The following is a 19,715-nucleotide window of genomic DNA, read 5'->3' as shown; positions in this document are numbered from 1 at the left end:
GGGACTGCGGGGAGCGCGGGCCGCGGGGCCATCAGCTCCGGGGCCTCGGCCGGGCGCTGGCGCGGCTGGCCGGGCTGGTCGACCCGCTCGACGGTCACCCGCACGTCCGGTCACCGGCCGGCGGCGGCCGCATGTCCTCAAACCGGGGAGGTGGCGGAGGCGGATCCCCCTCCCACTCCCGCTCCCAGGTCCCGGCCTTCCAGTTCCGGCCCGCCCGACGGCCGCGGCCGCGGCCGCGGCTGCGGCGGGAGCGGGAGGAGTCGTTGTCGGCGGTCTCGGCGAACGTCTCGGGCGCCTCGGTGGCCTCGGTGACCGTGGGGTCGGACGGCCTCGACCGCCGACGGCGGGCTCGCCAGCGCTTCCACCAGCTGGTGCCGCTCTTGCGGTGCAGCCTGCGGAACCGGAACCTGCCGCGCCGCTTGGACCCCGAGGACTCCTTGCCGCCGGTCTCGCCCGTGGGGCCGGGCGTCAAGCGCTTCGGCTCCTTGGCGCTGTCCTTGCCGGAGTCGCCGTGCTTGCGGCGCCGGTGCTGCTGCTGGTCGGTCCAGGTCGTCTTGCCGTCCCGGCCGGCCTTGGGGACCGCGCCCGGAGTGCCCTTGTCGGAGCCGCGCTTGTGGTGCTTCTCGCCGGGCGTCTTGCCGCCCGGCCTGGCCCTGCCGGGGATCCAGCGGGTGCGCCGCCCGGCGTCGTCGGCTCCGTCCTTGGCGCGCTTGCGCTTGTCCCGGTCCGGGCGGGTCGTCTTCCCGTCCCGGGCGGCCTTGGGAGCCTTGGGAGCCTTGGGAGCCTTGGAGTCCGGACCGCCGAACAGTCCCGGCCGCCCCTTGCGGGAGTCGCTGTGCGGGCCGTGGGCGGCCTTTCCGGGGCCGCCTGATCTTCCGGCCCCGCCGGGGCCCGTCCGGTGCGCAGAGGAGCCGTGGGCGGCCCCGGGGGAGCGGGAGCCCTTGGAGCCGGTGCTCCCGTACGAGCCGCTCGCGTGCCGGGCGCCGGCCGCCGCCTTGCCGACCGCCTTGTCGGCGTGGGCGCGAGCCTGGTCGGCGAGCGCCTGGCGGTGCCGGGCCCGGTGCCACATGCCTTGCGCGGCCGCCACGCCCATGGCCGTCACCACCGCCAGCGCGACCCCGGCCACATCCCGCGCGGTCGGGTTGTCGGGGTCGGCCGGCGAGGGCGCCACGAAGGAGCCAACGGCGCCGTCCTCGAAGGCCTCGCCGTCGGCGGCGGGCTCCAGCTCGGGCATCGGCGTGCCCGGCACGGTCAGGTGCAGCGGCGGGGCCATCTGGTCGACCTGCGGCAGGCGGGGCCAGGAGCCGACCGGGACCGGTCCGCCGTCCCGCCCGTCGGCGGGGCCGGTCGGGGCGTCCGGCTCGACGTCGGGCCCGGGGGCGTCCAGGGAGCCCGGCAGGACCACGCGGGGGAACGTCAGGACTTCGGCGTCGGGGCGGTCGTCGTCGCGGCTCACGGTCGCCTCCTTTCTGGTGGTTGACAATCAGTGACCAGATCGGGGACACTCGCGCGTCGCGCGTACGCGCGTCGCGCATAATGCGCGCGCGACCCCCAGATCCGGCGGATGAAGATGAACATGAACATCACGCTCCGTGACGCCTGATCTCGGCGCGCTCCTGCCGCTCGGCCCACGCCGCGAGCAGCTCGGCCAGCTCGTGCATCGCCTTCGGGTTGGCGCCGTGCTTTTGCGCCCGGCGGGCCGCCGCCCTGGCCCGGTCGAAACAGACCTGGGCCAAAGCGGCGTCCGACTCGGCGGCGGCGAGCCGCTCGTTCCAGAACCGGGCGAGATTGGCCAGCCGGCGTTTGGCCTCGGGGGGCATCGACGTCACGGTGCTCACGCCGACCGCCCCCGGCGGATCAGGTCCAGAAAGTCCCCCTCCAGCGGAGGCGCCTGGTCCGGCTGCCGGGTCGCCCTGGCCGGGGCCGGGCGGGCGGCGGGGCCCCCGCGCGGAAGCGCGGGAGCCTGCTTGGCCTGGGCGGCGGCCTCGCGGCGGGCGGGGATCTCGTGGCGGCTGCGCCGGTAGCGGGCCTCCAGGCGGAAGGTCAGCGTCGCCGCCTTCTCCAGGTGCTCCTGGATCTCGGCGAACGGGCTGCGCACCCAGCGGTGCCGCCACCACGCCTCGAACGAGCCGTAGCCGTCGGGCGGGTTGGCCTTCCACATGGCCTCGGCGTCCCGCCGGATCCTGGCCACGAAATCGGCCTGATCCGACAGCACCCGGCGTAGCTGGGCGGCGAACGCCTCCACCATCTCGGGGCGGTCCAGCATGTCGCCGGACCACTCGGGAGTGGAGCTCATCAGGGGATCTCCTTCCAGATCAGTCGAGCGGCGGGAACTGGTCGAGGTTGGGCAGGGCCTTGTGACCGACCTCGTCGACCCGCCGCCTGATGACCGGGCGGTGCCGGACGCCAGCCCGGCTCATACCGGCACCTCCTGGCCCTGGTCCTCGGCCTGCTCGGTGCCGACCTTCGTGGCCCAGGCCGCCTCGTTGCGGACCTTGGAGACCCAGCCGATCGACCAGCCGGTCTTGTCGGCCAGCTCGCGCACGCTCGCACCGGGGGTGTTCAGCACGAGGCTGCGAGCGTCGGCCTCCGACAGCCGCAGGGTGTTCACCGAGGAGGTCTTGCCGGTGTTCGCACGAGCGTTCAGGGCCCGGCGTTCGCGACGTTCAAGAGCCGCCGCCTCAGCCCGTTCAAGGGCCTGCCGCTGCTGCTGTTCACGCGCCTGGCGTTCACGCTCGGCGCGCTCGCGCTGCTGGTGTTCACGACGCTCGCGCTCAGCCCGCTCGGCCTGTTCACGGGCCGCCCGCGCCTGGCGCTGCCGCTCCTGCCGTTCCTCTTCCTCGCGACGGAGAGCGATCTCGGCTTCCCGCTGCTCGCGGGCCATCCGCGCCTCGTGCTCCAGCCGCTGCTGCTCCAGCATGGCGGCGTGTTCACGGGCCTCGCGCTCCAGGCGCTCGGCCCGCTCCTGCTGGCGTTCACGCTCGGCACGCTCGGCCTGTTCACGCTCCCGCTGGGCCTGTTCCCGGGCCTCCCGTTCGGCCCGTTCGTGAACACGCCGCCGCTCGGCCTCCTCGCGCTGTTCACGGTCGATCCGATCCAGCGCCCTTGCGATGGCCCGACGGTAGGCCAGCCCCGCCTCGGCAGTCACGATCAGCAGCAGCGGGGCGACCGCGTGAACAGCGACCCCGCCAAGGTCTCCCTGCGACGCGCTGAGGCCGATGTTCAGCGCCACCGTGAACAGCCCGGTCAGCCAGCGCAGCACGACCGGCCAGGCCCCGCCGCTGCCCCCGAGCCGCGACACAGTGGAGTCGAGCCGGATCACGATGACCACGGCCGCATCCACCACGATCGGCAGAATCGGGGCCGTCCAGTCCCACTCATCCGGAGTGACCGTTTGAACGAGTGGCGTCACGGTCAGGACGGAGAACAACACCGCGCCCGCGGTGATGGCCCACGTGCCGATGGTCAACGTCTTCTCGGCCGCCGCGATCTGCTTGCTCGACAGGGGCCCCATCAACGGCCGGCCTCCGTCCTGCGCCAGAACCAGCGGCGGCGCCGGGGCTGCTGCTCGCGGACCGCGTCGGCCAGCTCCCGCACGGCGGCGGCGATGTCGGCGGTCTCGGCAAGTTCGGTGCAGACCTCGGTGTGGACGTCGGCGATCGCGCCTGCGACGTCGACCAGGGCCCCGGCCAGCGGCACGGTCGCCTCGCCGATCGCGCCGGTCAGCTCGCGGATCGCGGCGGTGATGTCCCGCAGGTCCTGGCGTATGGCCGCCACCTCGGCCAGCGTGGCGATGTGCTCCAGCTCGGCCTGCGCGCGGCTCTGGGCCAGCTCCTGGCAGATCGCCAGCAGCGCGTGCCCGGCCCCGGCCTGCGCATCCCGGAGCGCCACGCCGCGATAGTCGTAGCTCCCGCGGTAGGGGACCAGGAAGTCGCCGGCGTTCGTCGCCTCGGCCAGCAGACCCATCGCCCGCACCGCGTGCGACTGAGGAGTGGTCACCATCTCGCTCATCAGGCCACCGCCTCGGCGGCCTCGTCGCCGCGCTCGGCGGACGGCTCGTCGATGATGTCAAACCAGGCGTCCAGGGGGCGCTCCGGGGCAGTGGCCGGGCGGTGCTCGGCGTTCAGCCTGACCGGCATGACCAGTCCGAGGAACGTCGTGCCGAGCGTGGCCACGACCGCGCCGTGCTCCCCCGACAGCCGAAAGAGCATGGGCTGCTCCGGCTCCAGCGGCTTGACGGCCTGGAAGCGGGCGAGCTGGTCTGGGTTGAGCGCGATGTTCCCCGTGGGCGTCGACTGGGGCGCCAGGACCTTCCCCAGCACCATCCGCCACGGCATGTCCGACCGGACGCCGGGGAAGCGGTGGTTGCCGGTGCTGGTGGAGATGCGCAGCGTGTTCTCCCCCACGATCAGGCTCGCCTGCTCGTCGCCGAGGGACTCCAGGGCACACTCGACGTCTTCGGCGAGGACCGCGAACGAGGTGGCGAAATCGTCGAAGACGGAGCTGGCCGGGGTGCGGACGATGCCCATGGAGAACCGGTCGGAGCAGATCAGACGGATCTCGCCACCGCTGACCTCGATGTGGATCTGCGTGAGCGCGGGGATCACGTAGTCGTCGGGGTCGATCTCGGCGGCGTGTGCGGTGACGGCGCGGAAGAGGTTCTTGATGTGGCTGCCGCTGGCGTGGAGCAGGGCGGCGGGGCAGGTGACCACGGCGGTGCTCATCGGGTACCTCCCATCCGGACCGTGATCTGGGTCAGCAGGTAGCCCGTGGTCTCCTCCTCGCCGTCGAGGGTGATGTACAGCTCCTGCGGCGCGTCGTCGGCGACGCCGGTCGGGTACCACGCGAAGTCCACCCCGACGCCGGGGTGACGTCTACGCTCCTCACGCTCGGCCTGCTCCATCAGCGGCCGGCTGTCCAGATGGACGGCGATGAGGTCGGTCTCCACCCGAATTCCGAACCCGCCGCTCGGGTGTGCCTCGGCCAGGCGACAGCGGGAGACCAGCGCATAGGCAGCTACCTCGGCCAGCTCGACCACATCGTCGTCCTGGCCGTCCTCCCCGTAGGTGTCCGGATCGGCCCTGTACCAGCGCACGTAGGCGTCGGCCTGCTCGCGGGTGCCGTGGATGACGAAGGTGTGGCCGTGCGGGCCGGGGATGCGGTGCACAGTGGCCGGCTCGTCCGGGGCGGCGGCGCGGGCGCGTTCGAGCAGGGACGCGAAGGAGATCAGGGTCGGCTGGTCCATCAGGTGTTCGGCCCAGTCGGCCATCTGCTGGTCGTGCGCGCCCAGGGGCAGGCCGCGCAGAGCGTGCCGCCAGATCGCCCGCGCCGAGGCGATCGAGTCCAAGCCGGGCAGCCGGATGCCCCAAGGGGCGGCCTCCAGCGGGCCGGCGGGGACGGTGATGTTCGTCGTGTTGCTCACTGGTCGTCCTCCTGGGCCTCGCGCTCCAGCAGTGCGACGTAGTCGCGGATCGCGGTAGCGGGGATGAGCCGGGCGCGGCCCTCGCGGACCGAGCGCAGCCGGCCGGAGCGGATCAGCTCGTAGATGGCGGTGCGGCCCAGCCGCAGGACCTTCATCGCGTCGGGGATTCGGTACAGCTGAATCTCGTCGGGGACGTTGGTAACGACGAACGCGGTCGTCATGATGGGTGGTACCTCCGTTGGTGGGGGTGGCGGCCCCGACGCTGCTTTGGTCGGTGAGGTCGGGGCCGCTCTTCTTGGTGGGGCAGGAGCTGACGCTCCGGGCACCCGCCCGACCATCTGGCCGGGCGAGCACTCGCAACCTCGCTCCTTGCCGCGGTTACCGTCGCGGCGGTTTGGCGGGGGTCCGGATCGGCCCCGGCGCCGGGGGCTTGGGCGACGTCGGCGGCTTGGACTGCTGCGTCTCCGACAGCGCGATCAGGTCCTGGGCGTAGCCCTGCGCCTCCTGGCGTGTCACCGCTTGCCGCCCTTGTGGTCGTGCTTGATGGGGGAGGAGCTGACAGCCCCGCAAGTGCAGGTGTGCAGCGGGCGTGTCCGGCCGGAGTCTGCGCCCGCCGGCCACTGCTGCCCTCGCTCGGACTGCTTGGTCTCCCGACGGCCGCTCACCGGGACACCTGCCCCGACTGCTGGCCGGCCTTGGCCTGCTTGTCGTACTCGTCGCGGACATTCCGGCTCGGGTCGGTGCCCGGCCACCCCGAGGGCTTCTCACCGTTGGGCCAGCCCGCGTGCAGGGGGATGTGGTGAACAGTCGTCTGTCGTGCCATCCTGAGATCTCCTTGTTTGAAGACTCGGGGCGACGTCTTGGCGGATGGGCGCCCCGAGTCGAGGACAGGGATGATTGATTCCAGGCCCTGGCGGGTGTACCTGCCGGGGCCTTTCTTGTGTTCGCCAGCGTCCACCGGCGTACGTCAGCATCATGCGCCTAGTGCACATAGTGCGTCAAGTGTCTTGGCTCGAAGTCCCTCGAAGCATGTTGTGTACTAGGTGCATCAACTGCCGTATGAGCTTTGAGGGAGCGCACGTATGACGGCCATGTCGGGGACTCCCGCTTACGTACAAGTGGCAGCTGACCTGCGGTCACAGATTGAGGGAGGAGCCTTGCCAGAAGGTGCCCAGCTTCCCTCGATGACCCAGCTGCGCGAGCGATACGGCGTTTCCAGCACGGTGGTTCGGGATGCTCTCAACGAATTGCGCAGAGAGGGACTGGTCGTCGGCCAGCAAGGCAAGGGAGTGTTCGTTCGCGGTCGAGACACCGCCTCGACCGCACCGGCCGTCGAAGTTCTTGCGCGACGCCTGGACGAGCTTGGGGAAGCCGTGCGAGGTCTTGAACGACGGTTGGCTGTCCTCGAAGACCGGGAGGCGGTGCAGGACCGAAGTCGGTCAAACGGGTGAGGGTTCGTCGAAGCTGTCGTGGCAGTTCGTTCACGTCCACCATGAGACACGGAGGTCCAGGGTTGCCGTCAGGTTGATCTGGAATCAACCTCCATTCATTCCATTCACACCCCTGAGGACAAGAAGCCGTGAAGCGTGACGAGGATGAGGAAACACCCCAGGCCCTAAGCGCGTTCATTGCTGAACTTAGGCACTGGCGGGAAGTTACAGGCTTATCGCAAAAGGCGTTGGCGAGGCTGGTCGGATACACTCCCTCCTACATCAGCAAAGTCGAGCGGGGATCGCTCGTGCCGAGCCGAGAATTCGCTGAGAATGCGGACAGGCATTTGCGTGCAGGGAATGCGATCATCCGTCGATGGAAGGACGTTAATCAGACGCTCGGCGAGAATGCGGCCAAGGGGCACCAGCATGACACGCCGGTTCCTGTAGATGACCCACAGTCCAAGCCTAGCGCCGCGCTTGTCGTTGAGCATGAACGCGCAGAGTTGTCGTTCGACAGCGGGCTCTTCAAAACACGCATCCGGAGACAGTTGCGCAATGTCGGTGCTGAACCTGTAACGCGGTACCTAATCCGGATAGCCGTCGATCGGTACCCGGGTGATCCTGAGCGCTCGAATCAGCTTTACCGGAAGTTCCCTCTTACCTGGGAAGAGATCGGTCTATCGGCTGTCTGCGGTGACGAGCCGATGACGTGGCGCGTCCAGCATGACCGGGATGCGTTCAAAGAAGTATGGTTGCTCTTCGAAAACGCTGATGGGCGGTTTCCTCTTTATCCGGGTGAGAGCACCTGGATCGACTACGTATACACGGTGAGCGCGGACAAGTGGGGGCCCTGGTGGCAGCGCGCTATCCGCCTTCCCACGCAACGCCTGAGCTTGGCCTTGGACTTCCCGGAAGGCCTACAACCTGTCGTTTGGGGCATCGAGACCTCGATGACAGCGGAAGCTTCTCCGTTCAAGACTCCTATATACCGTGAGACGCGCGACGGTAGGGTCTATTTCACGTGGTCAACCGAAGATCCTCCGTTGCATGCGCGATATCGCATCGAATGGAAGTTCAAGAGTCCCAAAGAGGAGTCGTCACCGATGGAGACACTGAGCCCTAGTGAGCAAATGCGCTCGATCGGCATCGTGCAGGAGGGCGACCCCATCCTGACTGAGACCGCTCGTCCATTCGACCTGCCGACCGAGGCCGAGGACGCCCGCAGGGTGGTCGCCCAGCTCGTCTCCAACCTGGAGCGGGTTTCTCAAGTCCATTCTTTCGCCAAGGGAATGGGGCTTGCCGCCCCTCAGATCGGGATCGGAAGGGCTGCGGCGCTCGTGCGTACCCCAACCGGGGAGATAGTCACCCTTCTCAATCCTCGCGTCATCAATGAGTCGTCGGAGACTGATGAGCAGTACGAGGGATGCCTCAGTTTTTTCGATGTACGAGGTATGGTCCCCCGTCCGCTCTCCATTGAGGTCGAACATCAGGACATCGACGGAAACGCCAGAATCACTCTCTTTGAGGAGGGAATGGCGAGATTGGTAGGACACGAGATCGACCACCTGTACGGCCAGCTCTACCGTGTTCGGATGCGCGCAGGAGTTGAGCCGATACCAGTCTCGCAATACAAGGGAACAGGCCAGCAGTGGAACTATCCGACGCGTTGACGGTGCAGAGCCGACCAGGCCCCGCTGGAAGCACCGGCAGCTACGCCGGAATGGGGCCTGGCCGTGATCGAAACACCAGCTCTAGACCGGAGCCGTAATGAGGCCCGACGGCGGAACCGGGATAGAGCAGCAGCGGCCCATGGCGCCCGAGCGTGAGTCATACGACCCGCAATGAGGCCCAGTCGTGCAGCTGGGATGAAGCCGAAGTGCCCGCAGTGGTCCAACGCCTGCGGCAACCCGCAATGAGGCCCAGCGGTGAAGCTGGGGTGAAGCAGGCCGATGGCCACGAGGCCCCCCACGAACTTCTCCCCGCAATGAGGCCCAGGTGAAGCTGGGATGAAGCCGTTCGCCATGGAGACGCCGTGGAAACCGTCGAGCCCCCCGCAATGAGGCCCAGCGGTGAAGCTGGGATGAAGCGTGCAGGTCGCGGCAGCATGCCGGATCGGACTTGAGCCGCAATGAGGCCCAGCGGTGGAGCTGGGATGAAGCCAAGACCCACTACGGCCTCTCGATCACGCAAGCGGACCCGCAATGAGGCCCAGTGGTGGAGCTGGGATGAAGCCGGACTGTACGGGCGGGCCGTTGTACGCGTAGGTGAGCCCGCAATGAGGCCCAGCGGTGGAGCTGGGATGAAGCCGGTGGTGGCGATGATCCCTTCGTGGTACTCGCTCCCGCAATGAGGCCCAGCGGTGGAGCTGGGATGAAGCGCCTCCGAACAGGGGAAATAACTGACAGTGCTTGTGAAGGCGCATCTGAGCTGTCCGGTTTGTGGCAGGAGTGGCCTGATTGGGGTTAGGAGCCTCCCAGAGAAAGGGTGTGTGCTTGAGGTTCCGAACCTGACGCGCCAGGATGCATGAAGATCAGTGTCCGTTGTGCTGTTATCAAGGAACAAGCGTTCTGGAAGGACGGATAAGTGATCAGTTTGGCTCATTAGAGATGACTATCGGGGCAAGGACCCCAGCGCTCTTGCCGCCCTCTATCGGCTGACGTTCTGCTCCACAGACCTCGAAGACCCCCAGGGGGCGAAGGCGTCGGCGTTCGACGGTGATGGCCCTCCTCTGTCGCGCGGGCGCAGGCCGTAGGTACGGGTGGTCGAGCAGTGCTTGGACGGCGTGGATGTCGAGGGCGGGTTTCCACAGCGGCCACACCATCACCGTGCGGCGGTTGTGGCGGTGCCAGAGCGTGGCGGAGACGTTTCGGCCGTCTCCGGTGATGCGCAGTAAGGGCAGCGCCTGGGTAGCCAACCAGGTGGCACCGGGTACTCCAGCGGGGATGGATTTGCCCGATGGGTGATCGGCCGCGAGGCGTAGGGCTCGATGGTCGAGGTATTCGCCGGTGAAGCCGTCCACACGGCGCCATCCCGTCAAGGCTTCTACCAACTGGGAGGGTTCTTCGCGGACCATCTCCAGAGGTTTGCGAAAGAAGGTCCAGACGGTCTGCTTGCCGGCCGGAGCCATGTATGGCGTGAGCGCCGCACGTCCAGCCCGATCGACGGCCAGGTCTGTCACCAGGAACGACAACCACTTGACGGCCCTGCTTCCCAATGCCTCTACCCGGTCATGGAGTTGCTCGCCGTAGGCCGTGCGCGACACACGCATCGGGTCGCTCTCATCACTCTTCTCCGCGCCGGGTGTTCGACTCGGGGCAGCCGGCCGCAGCGGGAACTTCGGCCCCACCACGGGAAGCACCGCATCCTCGTCGATGGCCTCGACGATGCTTTGCAACGCGCCGGCGATCTCATCGGCGTCCCGGAGGGTGGTATGGATCTGGGCGCAACCAGTGACGTCAGAGAAACAGAGCCGTACCTCTTCTCCCAAGAGTCGCAGCAGGCCTAGGGCAGCGAGGAACCCCAGCGGGTCACGGCCATCCAGGGCGGGCAGTTCGACCACGTTCACAGCGTGGCCTCCTCTTCACGCTCAGAGCACCAGATGTCGGCCAATCGCACGATGCACTCCAGCAGGGCAAGTCCCCAGCGGCCGTAACGCTGATTGAGCTCGGCGAACCTGCGAGGAGCGTCCCAATCGAGGGTTTCCTCGGTACCGAGGGTTGCCGGCAACTCGTCGAGCTGGACGGTTTCGGGGGCGGGATCGGTGACGGGCGGCAGCAGGGGGCGGCTGCGGCCGTGGTGGGCGGCGACGAGATGGATCACGAGGTCGGGGTCGACATCGTAGGAGCCGATCTCCAGATACAGCCGGGTGATGCGTGCGGACAGAGCCTCGTGCCGCATCCCGTCCGGGTAACCAGAGATGAGCTTCGCCCGGCGGTGGGCGGCACGGTCAGCGGGGTCGAGCCCGGACTTGGCTAGTAGCTCTCGGTGAGTGCCGCTGCGCAGGACGCGAGGAGGGCGTCCGTGCAGCATCGCCTGGAAGCGGGGATCCCGCTTGCCTTCGTCATGCCAAAGTGCTGCGGCTCGTACGCTGTTGATCAGCACGGGCTCCAAACCGAGGTTGAGCGCGAACTCCTCGGCCCTGTTGGCGACGGCATGCTCATGGGCCAGCAAGGACATCTGTTTGCCCTGCCCAGTCACGGACGAACTCCAGGCGTCGGCGTCCCCCACCCATGCCCCGCCCTTGGCGGTCAACAGCGCGACGTAGGGTGCCTTCTCCGTGAACGTGATCGCGCAGCGGGTCAGCGCACGAAGGTTGCGGGTCAGTGGCAGCGGATCGTCCAGGTCATCGGAAGGCAGCAGGTCGATGATGCGCTGGAGCTCCTTGCGGTAGACGCCGACGGCGGGCGGAGTGTCGTCGGCAAGTTCAGCACGTGTCTGGTCGATCAGGTCTCGTAATGCTTGTCCAATGGAGGGAGATTCGCGGTGCGCGGCGTCGAGGACTGCAGGGCCAAGCCGCACTACAGGCCGACCGCCGCGATACGCGAGATCGGCGACATCCAGCACGGGGTAAGTGGAGGCGGGATTCCAGCCGTACTCGTCACAGCCACCCTGTTCGCAGGGCACCACGATCAGGTCACCCGGCCGGATCTCACCAGGGCTGATCAGTGTGGCATCGTCCCTCCCTCTGTAGCGCACCACATGCTCCAGCCGCCAGGTATGGCTCGGCACGCCCTCGCCCTCAGGCGTGCCTTCCACATCCCCCAAGGGCCCGGTGGGCTGGTCCTCAGACAGCCACTGCCGTACGGCGTGCAGAGACACCTCGACGGCCTCTTCCGTGGACGGCGGCACCTCCATGACCGTCGCTGGCCATCCCTGTGGATTCGCCCCGGCCAGCCCTGATCGCCAGACCACTGCGACATCTGCACTTCCCCGGTCAATGCCATGCAGGTAAGGAGCGACAGGTGGGTCAGGATGGGGAATGGGGGATGTTCGCACCCAAGCATCGAGTACCTGGCCGAACAGAACGGGCATGTACGGCAACGGCTCGCGCATTGTCTGCCGCGCAGCTGGGGCGACGGGCTCTAGGAGCGCGCGTAAGGCCAGTGGGGAGACGTCGAGGCCTTCACCCAAGTGGTCGGACTCCAGCGGCGTTGTGAGCGTGCTGAGCCACTGCCAGGTGGCCTGCCGGGCCGGGCCGTACACCGGGTCGTCTGGCCCGACACTCCCGTCATGGATCACCACGGCATCGGCCCGCATCAGCTTGCCGAGCCGGTTGAGCCGCCCTAACCGTTGGATCAGCGCCGCTAGCGACGCCGATTCGGTTACCAAGTGATCAGCGTCGATGTTGGCGCCGACTTCGATCGTCTGGGTGGCACACACGATCAACGGCCTTCCGCTGGTGCGGCTGCGGCCGACCTTCATCCGCGGATAGCAGCGCTTGAGCAGGTACTCGCGGTCGATCGGCCGGCTGCGGCCGATCAACAGTTCCACATCGGCGTCCGTACTCTGCAACAGGGTATGTACGGCACGCGCTCGGCCGACCGAGTTGCAGACGACGGCGACGACACGTCCTGATTGGGCATCACCAGCAAGAGCTTTCGCCCAGGTGGCCATCGTTGTAGCCACCACAACATCGGCGTTCTTCTTGGTGACCTCTGGCGCGAGCAGGTGAAGCCGGCGGGGAGCGGCCAACCGTTCGCGGGCTACTTGGTCCTGCTCGTCGGTATCGGCTCGATGCACCCTCTGCCCCTCGGCGGGAGGCGTGGTCGCCGACATAGTGATCAGCGTTGGCTGGGCTCCCACCCTGATCTGCGGGCAGTCCACGGTGAGGGTAGATCGGATCGTTTTGACCAGAGGCTCCGCCAAGTGAGCCTCATCGATCACGATCAAACTGTCAGTGCCGGTCAAAGCCGCGTCTATGGGACGCAGATGCTGGCCGACCTGGTAGCCGCGGAAGAGCAGGCGACTGCCGATCTGATCGACCGTCCCCACGACCACTGCATACCGGTCGGGACGTTCCAGCCACCGCCAGGACCATGTCACCCCACCGCGCATCCGGGTGACCTGGAGCGCCGGGCCGTCGTCGCCCTTCTGCCGCAGTGCTTGCGCAACGTGGGCGCTGATTGGCCCGGGTGGCTCGGCGAGGGCCTGGGCCAGTGCGCTGGCGTGGTCGTACGCCTCGTCGACGACCAGGCGGCGGTCCACCACGAAAAACATCCTGCGGCGAGCACACGCGACACCTGCGGCGGCCACGAAGACCGCAATGTCGATCATTGTGGTCTTGCCTAGACCGGTTGGGACGTCCAGGACGTCGGGCCAGCGCCCGTCCGTCAGCATGCCCTCGACCAGACGCTGCTGCCACGGGAACGGCTTTCGCCCGTGGACTTCCCAGAGGAAGGCGGGGAAGTCCGCTGCGGTCAACTCGTTCATGAGTTGCTCCTGTCCGGCATGAACAGCCCCAGGCCGAGATAGCGCATCGACCCTGCCAGCACAGGACCGATGACCGGCTGGGCGAACGTCACACGCGCGTGCACCATCGGACGAACCGGCCGCCCTTGTGGGATCGTGCCCTGGCGCGGTCTGCTTACGGCTCCCTGCGTCAATGCCGCCGGCGAGATCTCAACCTCTTCAGGCTCTGGGTAACCAGCCGTGGTCAGGCTCTGGAACACCAGGGAATGTGCGTCCTGCTTCCGTGAGGGATAGCGGTCGAGCATCAAGGGGGCGACAGTCACCCAACTACGGCTCCCCTGAGGAGCTGCCATCCACCATTCGGGTGTCAGTCGCAGCGGAGACGTCAGATAGGGATCGTGATCCAAAGCGATCGTCTGGTCCCGGCGGATAGTCAACCGGCGGATCGGATCGTCCACAGTCCGCGCTAAAAGTCGATCGAGAGCGTGAGGGGCCATCTCACGAGGAACTGCAAGCGCTACGCCGAGCACGTGACCGTCCGCGTCGTCGTGTCCGGAGTTGAGTAGGGCAAGGTAGCCCAAGTGCTTGCGATCATCGGCTCCGTGACCCGAGACCTCGGCCGGGACGTCGGTGCCGATGCGCTGAATGACTGCTTGACGGAGCCTGGCGGTCAACGTCAGGAGTGAGTCCCCGGCCGGCCGTACAACACGAGGCTCGAAGCGGAAGACCACCAGATCGGAGAACGGCCCCGCTGCCGCTGCAGGCTTCGCCGTGCTACCGGCGACGGTGTAGGGGATGCTGCGGGCTACGGCCCATGCGCGCTGGCCGTCGGCATAGGCCCGCTGGAGCTGGTCGGTATAGCCCGGGTAAGGAATCCGCAGCTCTGTGTGCGCGTGCTCCCCGATACGTGAAGGGACATAGCGCGTCCATTCCGGCCCCGGCAGGCCAATCTCGGGCGCCACGCTGAGAATCGCGGTCGAGGTCGCGCGCCCCACATACGGCACGCGCCGGGCAAGCCTGCGTAGTTGTGCCAGGGCGTCTGCGTCGGGGGCGACGTGTGCCCACACGACCGTGAATGCTGGCACTTGGGGGACCGCCGAGACCCGCGATCGAGGCCCGTTGGTACGTCCCGGCCAGAACTGGCTGCCGCCCTTCTGCTCGATCGCGTTGGTCACCACATAGCCGTCCATGACCTCCTGGCCAGCTGCTTGGCATGCCCACACCTCGGGGACACCTGCTGTCTCCAGCCAGCGCAGTACCGCCCAGTCGTCGTCATCCACCGCGGAGGCGACCAGGGCGCAGAACAGCCGGGCCGGGTGTGGAGGCCATTCCACATGGGAGGGGCGCATCCCTGCCGCCTCATAGCGGCCCGTCCGGAGGCGGACCGTGATTGCCACCGGCATTCGGCCTACTCCTCCGCCGCAGCCTTGGCCGTAGAGAACTCGATGGCCTTGGCCAGCGACGGCATCGGCACCAGCCGAATGGCATCGGTAGCCATCGACACACCTGCCGCTGCCGCTCGATCGCGCAGCTCGTGGAACACCTCGACGGCATCAGCAGCCGACACGCTGAACTGCTCTCTGGTATCGCCGTCCTGCTCGAAGGCCAGAACCTCAACCGACCGCACGAGGTCGCAGCCTGACCGAAGCCAGACGGACGGGCGGCCGAAAGCCAGCCGATCTCCGGCCAACGCCAACGCGACCAGGGTCGCCCGTGCCAACTGCGTGGCTTCTGGTGAAGCATCACCGAACCGCAGCCGTTCGATGGCCGCCAGCGAGATCCAGCCCGACCGTCGAGCCTCGGTGATCGAAACACCGCCGTGAGCGTCTCCTGGGGCGATATTGCCGTGCCCGATCTCGCTCAGCCGCTGGCCTTGCTTCTTCTCCTTCTTGTCGCCGACGGCCACGTACTCCCAGTCGGCCTCCGATTTGGCCTTGTCGTCTATCGCTCCTGTGAGGTTGAGCGGATCGACTCGGGTCGCCTTACGCTGCCCCTCCTGCGGGTCCAGGCCCACGATGGAGGAGGAGTAGATTCGTGCGAACTTCGGCCAACGGCCCCTCCGATGCGAGTCCCAGGCCCCGAACAGCAGGGAGCCAGGATCGCGCTCGTACAGAGGACGAACGTCCAAGGCGCTGACCTGTCGAAGACGCTGGCCCGGTTCGCTGCGGTCGAAACGCACGCCTTCCACCATGCTGTCTCGTAGGTAAGCGTCGGCGTAACGGTGCGGGAATTCCAGCGAGGTGAGGCGAAGCGGCCCGCGGCTGGTCTCCGCCATCATCTCGAACAGTGGAAGCTCGATGCGGCCGGCGTCTCGGGCTGCGAGTAACGCTTCCTCGACACGGTTGGCTTGAGAGGGCACTTGGTCCAGGACTACGACCTTCCTCGCCTCACCGCCCACCCATCTCGTCTCCATCAGGTACGGCCCGTTGTTACCAGGGAAGGAGGGAGGCATGACCTTGTCTCCGGCTGCAGGCCGGTAGACGCTCTCTATGCTGATCCCCGCATCCGCACGATCCTCGCTGACGGCCTCCAGCAGCCGTTTGACGATGTGCTCCACCACGTTCTCCGACCTCCGCCTGCCTCGGGCCAGTCATCTAGACGCGTACGCACTGGCCTGACCCTGATTCGCTTGTTTGCTCGTACTCGGGTCCCCAAGCCCGAACACGAGTGGAGGCTGACTTTACATAACGGAGCCGACAGTTCACGGCAGGTTGATAGAGGGACTGATCGCTCGAAGGCAGTTGTTCTCCCAAGCTGATCAATATCAATACCGGGTCGACGATCCAGATCTGTGTGACCTGAACCGTAATGAGGACAGGCGCGGAGGCCGGAGTGAAACTGTCACCTTCAGCGGCCCTCGGGCCGTCGATGACGAGCCAGCAATGAGGTCCCGCACGGAGACCGGAGTGGCAGTGCCGCCGAGACGACGATCGCATGCGAGTTCAGCATCGACCAGCAATGAGGTCCGGCGCAGACGCCAGAGTAAAAGGTCCGGCGGCCCAGTCCTCCACGGAGAGGCAACCATCCAGCAATGAGGTCCGGCGCGGAGGCCGGAGTGAAAGCCCTGGAACGGGTAGCCGCCGCCGTGGCCCCAGTACCAGCAATGAGGTCCGGCGCGGAGGCCGGAGTGAAACATGTCGCGCATCAGGGGGTCGCGGTGAGGGTTGCGCCAGCAATGAGGTCCGGCGCGGAGGCCGGAGTGGAACATGCCCTTCAGCGCGGCGGCCTGGGCGCGGGTGACCCAGCAATGAGGTCCGGCGCGGAGGCCGGAGTGAAAGCCGTACCGGCTGGGCGATCTATGACCCGACCTGGGCCCAGCAATGAGGTCCGGCGCGGAGGCCGGAGTAAAAGTCGGGTTGTCGGGGTCCTCCGGCGCCGGCGGAACCCAGCAATGAGGTCCGGCGCGGAGACCGGAGTGGAACGGTGCGCCGTCCCAGGCGACGATTTCGTACAGCTCGGTCCAGCAATGAGGTCGGGCACGGAGACTGGGTGGAACCGGTAGGGGCGCGAGCGAGCCTGCGGATACCGGTCACCAGCAATGAGGTCCGGCGCGAAGACGGGAGTGGAACCTGCGGGATGCCGTAGGCGTCGCTGATGGGGTTGTCGGCCCAGCAATGAGGTCCGGCACGGAGACCGGAGTGGAACCCGGGCGAACCACGCGGCATGCCAGGGCGTGTAGGCCCAGCAATGAGGTCCGGCACGGAGACCGGAGTGGAACCTGACCGGCAATTTCCAGTTCACGACTGCCCTTGTCCAGCAATGAGGTCCGGCACGGAGACCGGAGTGGAACCCGGCAAGGGTCTTAGAACCAACACCAGTAGAGCCAGACCAGCAATGAGGTCCGGCACGGAGACCGGAGTGGAACGGCATCTGACCAGCGCGAATAGCTGAGAGGGGGCAGAACTCGTGCTTGGAACTGCCCGATTTGTCTGCGTGACTGTCTGGTTGAGGTTCGGAACCTCGCGGAAGAAACACGGGCATTGGAGGTTCCGAACTGGGACGTCGAGCCTCGCAGGCAAGTTGTATGTGTTCACTTCAAGAAGCGACTGAGCCGAGAAGCTCCGAGAGCATCAGTCTGCCTCATGGCAGGCCGAAAGTCCCCTTCTCGGACACGCGGTCTGCTTCTGGCCTGAAGACGGGGTCTAGCAGCGTGTGACAGGAGGCTCCGTACAGCTAGAAAGTACAGCTACCTCTGCGCACTCAGCTGTACTCCTGCGGACGACGACGGACCAGAGAGTGAGACATACGTGATCCGTCTCACTGTGGTCAGAAGGCCTTTGATGAGGCAAGATGAGGGCGCAAACTGCACAAGCTGGACGCGGGAGCTCGGGGCGCCGGGCTGAGAGGGCAGCACAGCCGCTGCCGACCGCCTGAACCTGTCCGGGTAATGCCGGCGTAGGGAGCGTGCGATGGCGTATGTCGCCGACGAAGTCCCTCTGACGCTCGACGAGGCTCCTCCGAAGACCCTCGGGGTGCTCGACCAGGGCGCGTTCTGGGCCAACCTCGGGGTGAGCCTTCTCGGCTTCTCCGGCGCCCTGTACCTCCTCAACCCGCTGGGCCGCACGCCGCTGACGCTGACCGCCGCCGTCCTCGCGGCCGTGGTGGGCAGCCTGATCGGCACCGTGATGGTCGGCCTCGCTGCCATACCCGGGTCGCAGACCGGCGCCCCCGCGATGGTGCTGCTGCGCGGCCTGTTCGGGGCGCGGCTGTCGTACGTCCCGACGGTGCTGAACATCGTCCAGATGCTCGGCTGGGGTGCCTTCGAGCTGTGGGTGATCGCCACCGGCGCGCAGGCGATCTTCGGCAAGAGCGTGCCGTACCAGGTGTGGGTGCTGGTGGCGGGGCTGATCACCATCGCCCTGACGATCCGGCCGCTCGGCGCGATCAGGCTGCTGCGGCGGTTCGTGACGGTGGGCGTGGTGGTCGCGATGGTGTGGCTGGCCGTCGCCCTGCTGCGCGAGGGGCCGAGCCTGGGCGGCGGGAACTGGGACGGCTTCACCTCGGCCGTCGACTACGTCATCGCGCTCTCGGTCTCCTGGGTGCCGATGGCGGCCGACTTCGCCCGGCACTCGAGGTCGAGCCGCGCGGCCTTCACCGGGGTCGTCAGCGGGTACACCGTCGCGCAGGTCGCCTGCCTGCTCCTCGGCATCCTGGCGCTGGCGCTGGTGAGAAACGATCCCGACCGGGTGTGGGACGCGTTCGTGGCCGTTCCGCTCGGCGTTCTGTTCTTCGGCATCCTGGTGCTGCGGGAGGCGGACCAGTCGTTCGCGAACGTGTACTCCACCACGATGTCCCTGCAGAACCTCCTGCCGAAGATCGATCGGCGCGTCTTCTCGCTCGGGGTGGGTGTGCTCACCACGGTCATCGCGCTGTTCGTCGACGTCCAGTCCTACGGCGCGTTCCTCGGCGTGATCGGGGCGGTCTTCGTGCCGATGTTCGCCGTCCTCGCCGTGGAGTACTTCCTGCTCGGCGGTGCGGCGCGGTGGGACACCTCGCGGCACGCCCCTTCGCGGTGGGGCATGCTCGTGCCCTGGGTGCTGGGCTTCGCGGCGTACTGGATCGTCACGGCGACGCCGACGGTGGCCTGGTGGGACGACCGGTGGACGGCCGTCCGCACGGCCATCGGGTTCGAGCGGCAGCCCTGGATGAACGCCGCGCTGGCCGCGTTCGTCGTGTCCGCGCTGGTGACGCTGCTGGTGGCCGCCGTACGGCGCCGCGCCCGCGGGCGCGCGACCGTGGAGGACCGTCCCGCCTGGGACTAGAGCGCGCCCTCCAGCCGCAGCAGGTGCTCCTTGGCGGCGGCGCCCCCCGCGTACCCGCCGAGGAGCCCCGGGGCCTCGATCGCCCGGTGGCACGGCACGATCACGCAGACCGGGTCGGCGGCCAGGGCGTTGCTCACCGCGCGCAGCGCCTGGGGCCGCCCGATGCGTTCGGCGATCTCCTGGTGGGTCGTGACGCTGCCGTACGGCACGGCCATGGTCATCTGGAGCACGGTGCGGGCGAACGGTGTGGCCAGGCGGAGGTCGACCGGGGTGGTGAAGGCCCGCAGCCGACCGGAGAAGTAGGCGTCGAGCTCGCGGCGGACCGGGTCGAGGCGCCTGGGGTCGGGACCGATGAACGAGCCGATCTCGCGGGAGATGCGGGCGAAGACGACGTGCTCGTTCTCGAAGCTGCAGGCGACCACACCGCGCGCGGTGGCGGCGAGCGCCAGGGGACCGACGGGGGTCTGGGTGATGCCGAAGGCGATCTCGGGTGGGGTCTCGCCCACATACCCGGGAGCGGTCACCCTTACCAGGGCTTCGAGATCCCCTGCCGCCATCCCGCACCCCTTCCGGTCGCGCTACCGGCAGCGTATCCGAGTGAAGCCTCCCAACGAGCTCGGCGGATGAGGGGACGTCCATGTCGTCACGTTTTGGTAGCAACCGAGAGGCCGTACGGGCCGGGATCCCCGA

Annotated in this window: 18 protein-coding genes, 1 CRISPR repeat array and 1 riboswitch; of the genes, 3 read left to right on the top strand and 15 right to left on the bottom strand. The window is 67.6% G+C overall.

Features of this window, described 5'->3' with window-relative positions:
* Positions 1-94: 94 nt before the first annotated feature.
* The 10 genes from KIK05_RS37620 to KIK05_RS37575 all read right to left on the bottom strand — a co-directional run bounded on the left by KIK05_RS37620 (position 95) and on the right by KIK05_RS37575 (position 6,245).
* Positions 95-1,456 (bottom strand): hypothetical protein, encoded by a 1,362-nt coding sequence (locus KIK05_RS37620; RefSeq protein WP_214415639.1) that lies wholly within the window; start codon positions 1,454-1,456, stop codon positions 95-97.
* A 127-nt stretch (positions 1,457-1,583) separates the two neighbouring features.
* On the bottom strand, positions 1,584-1,838 hold the full coding sequence (locus tag KIK05_RS37615) for a hypothetical protein (RefSeq protein WP_214415638.1): 255 nt from the start codon (positions 1,836-1,838) through the stop codon (positions 1,584-1,586).
* Entirely contained in the window at positions 1,835-2,296 is a 462-nt protein-coding gene (locus KIK05_RS37610) for a hypothetical protein (RefSeq protein ID WP_214415637.1), read from the bottom strand. The genes KIK05_RS37615 and KIK05_RS37610 overlap by 4 nt, the downstream gene beginning before the upstream one ends.
* 120 nt (positions 2,297-2,416) lie before the next feature.
* Positions 2,417-3,517 carry a coiled-coil domain-containing protein gene (locus KIK05_RS37605; RefSeq protein ID WP_214415636.1) on the bottom strand — a complete coding sequence of 367 codons (1,101 nt, stop codon included), beginning with the start codon at positions 3,515-3,517 and terminating at the stop codon, positions 2,417-2,419.
* On the bottom strand, positions 3,514-4,011 hold the full coding sequence (locus tag KIK05_RS37600; protein WP_214415635.1) for a hypothetical protein: 498 nt from the start codon (positions 4,009-4,011) through the stop codon (positions 3,514-3,516). Before KIK05_RS37600 ends, KIK05_RS37605 begins: the two co-directional genes overlap by 4 nt.
* The gene (locus KIK05_RS37595; RefSeq protein ID WP_214415634.1) at positions 4,011-4,724 is read right to left on the bottom strand and encodes a hypothetical protein; all 714 of its coding nucleotides are present in this window, start codon (positions 4,722-4,724) and stop codon (positions 4,011-4,013) included. Before KIK05_RS37595 ends, KIK05_RS37600 begins: the two co-directional genes overlap by 1 nt.
* Positions 4,721-5,422 carry a hypothetical protein gene (locus KIK05_RS37590; RefSeq protein WP_214415633.1) on the bottom strand — a complete coding sequence of 234 codons (702 nt, stop codon included), beginning with the start codon at positions 5,420-5,422 and terminating at the stop codon, positions 4,721-4,723. Before KIK05_RS37590 ends, KIK05_RS37595 begins: the two co-directional genes overlap by 4 nt.
* Positions 5,419-5,643 carry a helix-turn-helix domain-containing protein gene (locus KIK05_RS37585; protein ID WP_214415632.1) on the bottom strand — a complete coding sequence of 75 codons (225 nt, stop codon included), beginning with the start codon at positions 5,641-5,643 and terminating at the stop codon, positions 5,419-5,421. The genes KIK05_RS37590 and KIK05_RS37585 overlap by 4 nt, the downstream gene beginning before the upstream one ends.
* A 157-nt stretch (positions 5,644-5,800) precedes the next feature.
* Positions 5,801-5,938 carry a hypothetical protein gene (locus KIK05_RS37580; RefSeq protein WP_214415631.1) on the bottom strand — a complete coding sequence of 46 codons (138 nt, stop codon included), beginning with the start codon at positions 5,936-5,938 and terminating at the stop codon, positions 5,801-5,803.
* 145 nt (positions 5,939-6,083) lie between these two features.
* Positions 6,084-6,245 carry a hypothetical protein gene (locus tag KIK05_RS37575; RefSeq protein ID WP_214415630.1) on the bottom strand — a complete coding sequence of 54 codons (162 nt, stop codon included), beginning with the start codon at positions 6,243-6,245 and terminating at the stop codon, positions 6,084-6,086.
* Positions 6,246-6,504: 259 nt separating this feature from the next.
* Between KIK05_RS37575 and KIK05_RS37570 the strand changes: the two genes are divergently transcribed.
* Positions 6,505-6,873 (top strand): GntR family transcriptional regulator, encoded by a 369-nt coding sequence (locus KIK05_RS37570; RefSeq protein WP_214415629.1) that lies wholly within the window; start codon positions 6,505-6,507, stop codon positions 6,871-6,873.
* Between the two features lie 128 nt (positions 6,874-7,001).
* The gene (locus KIK05_RS49185; RefSeq protein WP_308250282.1) at positions 7,002-8,525 is read left to right on the top strand and encodes a peptide deformylase; all 1,524 of its coding nucleotides are present in this window, start codon (positions 7,002-7,004) and stop codon (positions 8,523-8,525) included.
* 379 nt (positions 8,526-8,904) lie between these two features.
* Positions 8,905-9,232: a CRISPR direct-repeat array (repeat unit 37 nt; unit sequence CCCGCAATGAGGCCCAGCGGTGGAGCTGGGATGAAGC).
* A gap of 210 nt (positions 9,233-9,442) precedes the next feature.
* Here KIK05_RS49185 and KIK05_RS47575 read toward each other — a convergent pair.
* The 4 genes from KIK05_RS47575 to cas7g are packed head-to-tail and all read right to left on the bottom strand — an operon-like array spanning position 9,443 to position 15,820.
* A complete protein-coding gene (locus tag KIK05_RS47575; RefSeq protein ID WP_250564097.1) occupies positions 9,443-10,420 on the bottom strand; it encodes a type I-G CRISPR-associated protein, Cas3-extension family in 978 nt (325 codons plus the stop codon).
* On the bottom strand, positions 10,417-13,284 hold the full coding sequence (gene cas3g, locus KIK05_RS37560) for a type I-G CRISPR-associated helicase/endonuclease Cas3g (RefSeq protein ID WP_250564096.1): 2,868 nt from the start codon (positions 13,282-13,284) through the stop codon (positions 10,417-10,419). The genes KIK05_RS47575 and cas3g overlap by 4 nt, the downstream gene beginning before the upstream one ends.
* Positions 13,281-14,666 carry a type I-G CRISPR-associated protein Csb2 gene (gene csb2 / locus KIK05_RS37555; RefSeq protein ID WP_214415628.1) on the bottom strand — a complete coding sequence of 462 codons (1,386 nt, stop codon included), beginning with the start codon at positions 14,664-14,666 and terminating at the stop codon, positions 13,281-13,283. The genes cas3g and csb2 overlap by 4 nt, the downstream gene beginning before the upstream one ends.
* 5 nt (positions 14,667-14,671) lie before the next feature.
* The gene (cas7g, locus tag KIK05_RS37550; protein ID WP_214415627.1) at positions 14,672-15,820 is read right to left on the bottom strand and encodes a type I-G CRISPR-associated RAMP protein Csb1/Cas7g; all 1,149 of its coding nucleotides are present in this window, start codon (positions 15,818-15,820) and stop codon (positions 14,672-14,674) included.
* A gap of 1,751 nt (positions 15,821-17,571) precedes the next feature.
* Positions 17,572-17,682: riboswitch (TPP riboswitch) on the top strand.
* On the opposite strand from cas7g, the gene KIK05_RS37545 reads away from it, so the two are divergent.
* Positions 17,673-19,025 carry a purine-cytosine permease family protein gene (locus KIK05_RS37545; protein ID WP_214415626.1) on the top strand — a complete coding sequence of 451 codons (1,353 nt, stop codon included), beginning with the start codon at positions 17,673-17,675 and terminating at the stop codon, positions 19,023-19,025. It overlaps the preceding riboswitch by 10 nt.
* On the opposite strand, the gene KIK05_RS37540 is transcribed toward KIK05_RS37545, so the two are convergent.
* On the bottom strand, positions 19,022-19,582 hold the full coding sequence (locus tag KIK05_RS37540) for a methylated-DNA--[protein]-cysteine S-methyltransferase (protein WP_214415625.1): 561 nt from the start codon (positions 19,580-19,582) through the stop codon (positions 19,022-19,024). The genes KIK05_RS37545 and KIK05_RS37540 overlap by 4 nt on opposite strands.
* Between the last annotated feature and the right edge of the window lie 133 nt (positions 19,583-19,715).

Source organism: Sphaerisporangium fuscum (assembly GCF_018531465.1).
Classification (GTDB): domain Bacteria; phylum Actinomycetota; class Actinomycetes; order Streptosporangiales; family Streptosporangiaceae; genus Sphaerisporangium; species Sphaerisporangium fuscum.
This window is presented reverse-complemented; position numbering and strand designations above follow the sequence as displayed.

Excerpts from the sequence above, each read along its gene's own strand:
- KIK05_RS37610 (WP_214415637.1), bottom strand. The coding sequence starts at position 2,296 with ATGAGCTCCACTCCCGAGTGGTCCGGCGACATGCTGGACCGCCCCGAG.
- KIK05_RS37600 (WP_214415635.1), bottom strand. The coding sequence starts at position 4,011 with ATGAGCGAGATGGTGACCACTCCTCAGTCGCACGCGGTGCGGGCGATG.
- KIK05_RS37595 (WP_214415634.1), bottom strand. The coding sequence starts at position 4,724 with ATGAGCACCGCCGTGGTCACCTGCCCCGCCGCCCTGCTCCACGCCAGC.
- KIK05_RS37585 (WP_214415632.1), bottom strand. The coding sequence starts at position 5,643 with ATGACGACCGCGTTCGTCGTTACCAACGTCCCCGACGAGATTCAGCTG.
- KIK05_RS37575 (WP_214415630.1), bottom strand. The coding sequence starts at position 6,245 with ATGGCACGACAGACGACTGTTCACCACATCCCCCTGCACGCGGGCTGG.
- KIK05_RS37570 (WP_214415629.1), top strand. The coding sequence starts at position 6,505 with ATGACGGCCATGTCGGGGACTCCCGCTTACGTACAAGTGGCAGCTGAC.
- cas3g (WP_250564096.1), bottom strand. The coding sequence starts at position 13,284 with ATGAACGAGTTGACCGCAGCGGACTTCCCCGCCTTCCTCTGGGAAGTC.
- csb2 (WP_214415628.1), bottom strand. The coding sequence starts at position 14,666 with ATGCCGGTGGCAATCACGGTCCGCCTCCGGACGGGCCGCTATGAGGCG.
- KIK05_RS37545 (WP_214415626.1), top strand. The coding sequence starts at position 17,673 with ATGGCGTATGTCGCCGACGAAGTCCCTCTGACGCTCGACGAGGCTCCT.
- KIK05_RS37540 (WP_214415625.1), bottom strand. The coding sequence starts at position 19,582 with ATGGCGGCAGGGGATCTCGAAGCCCTGGTAAGGGTGACCGCTCCCGGG.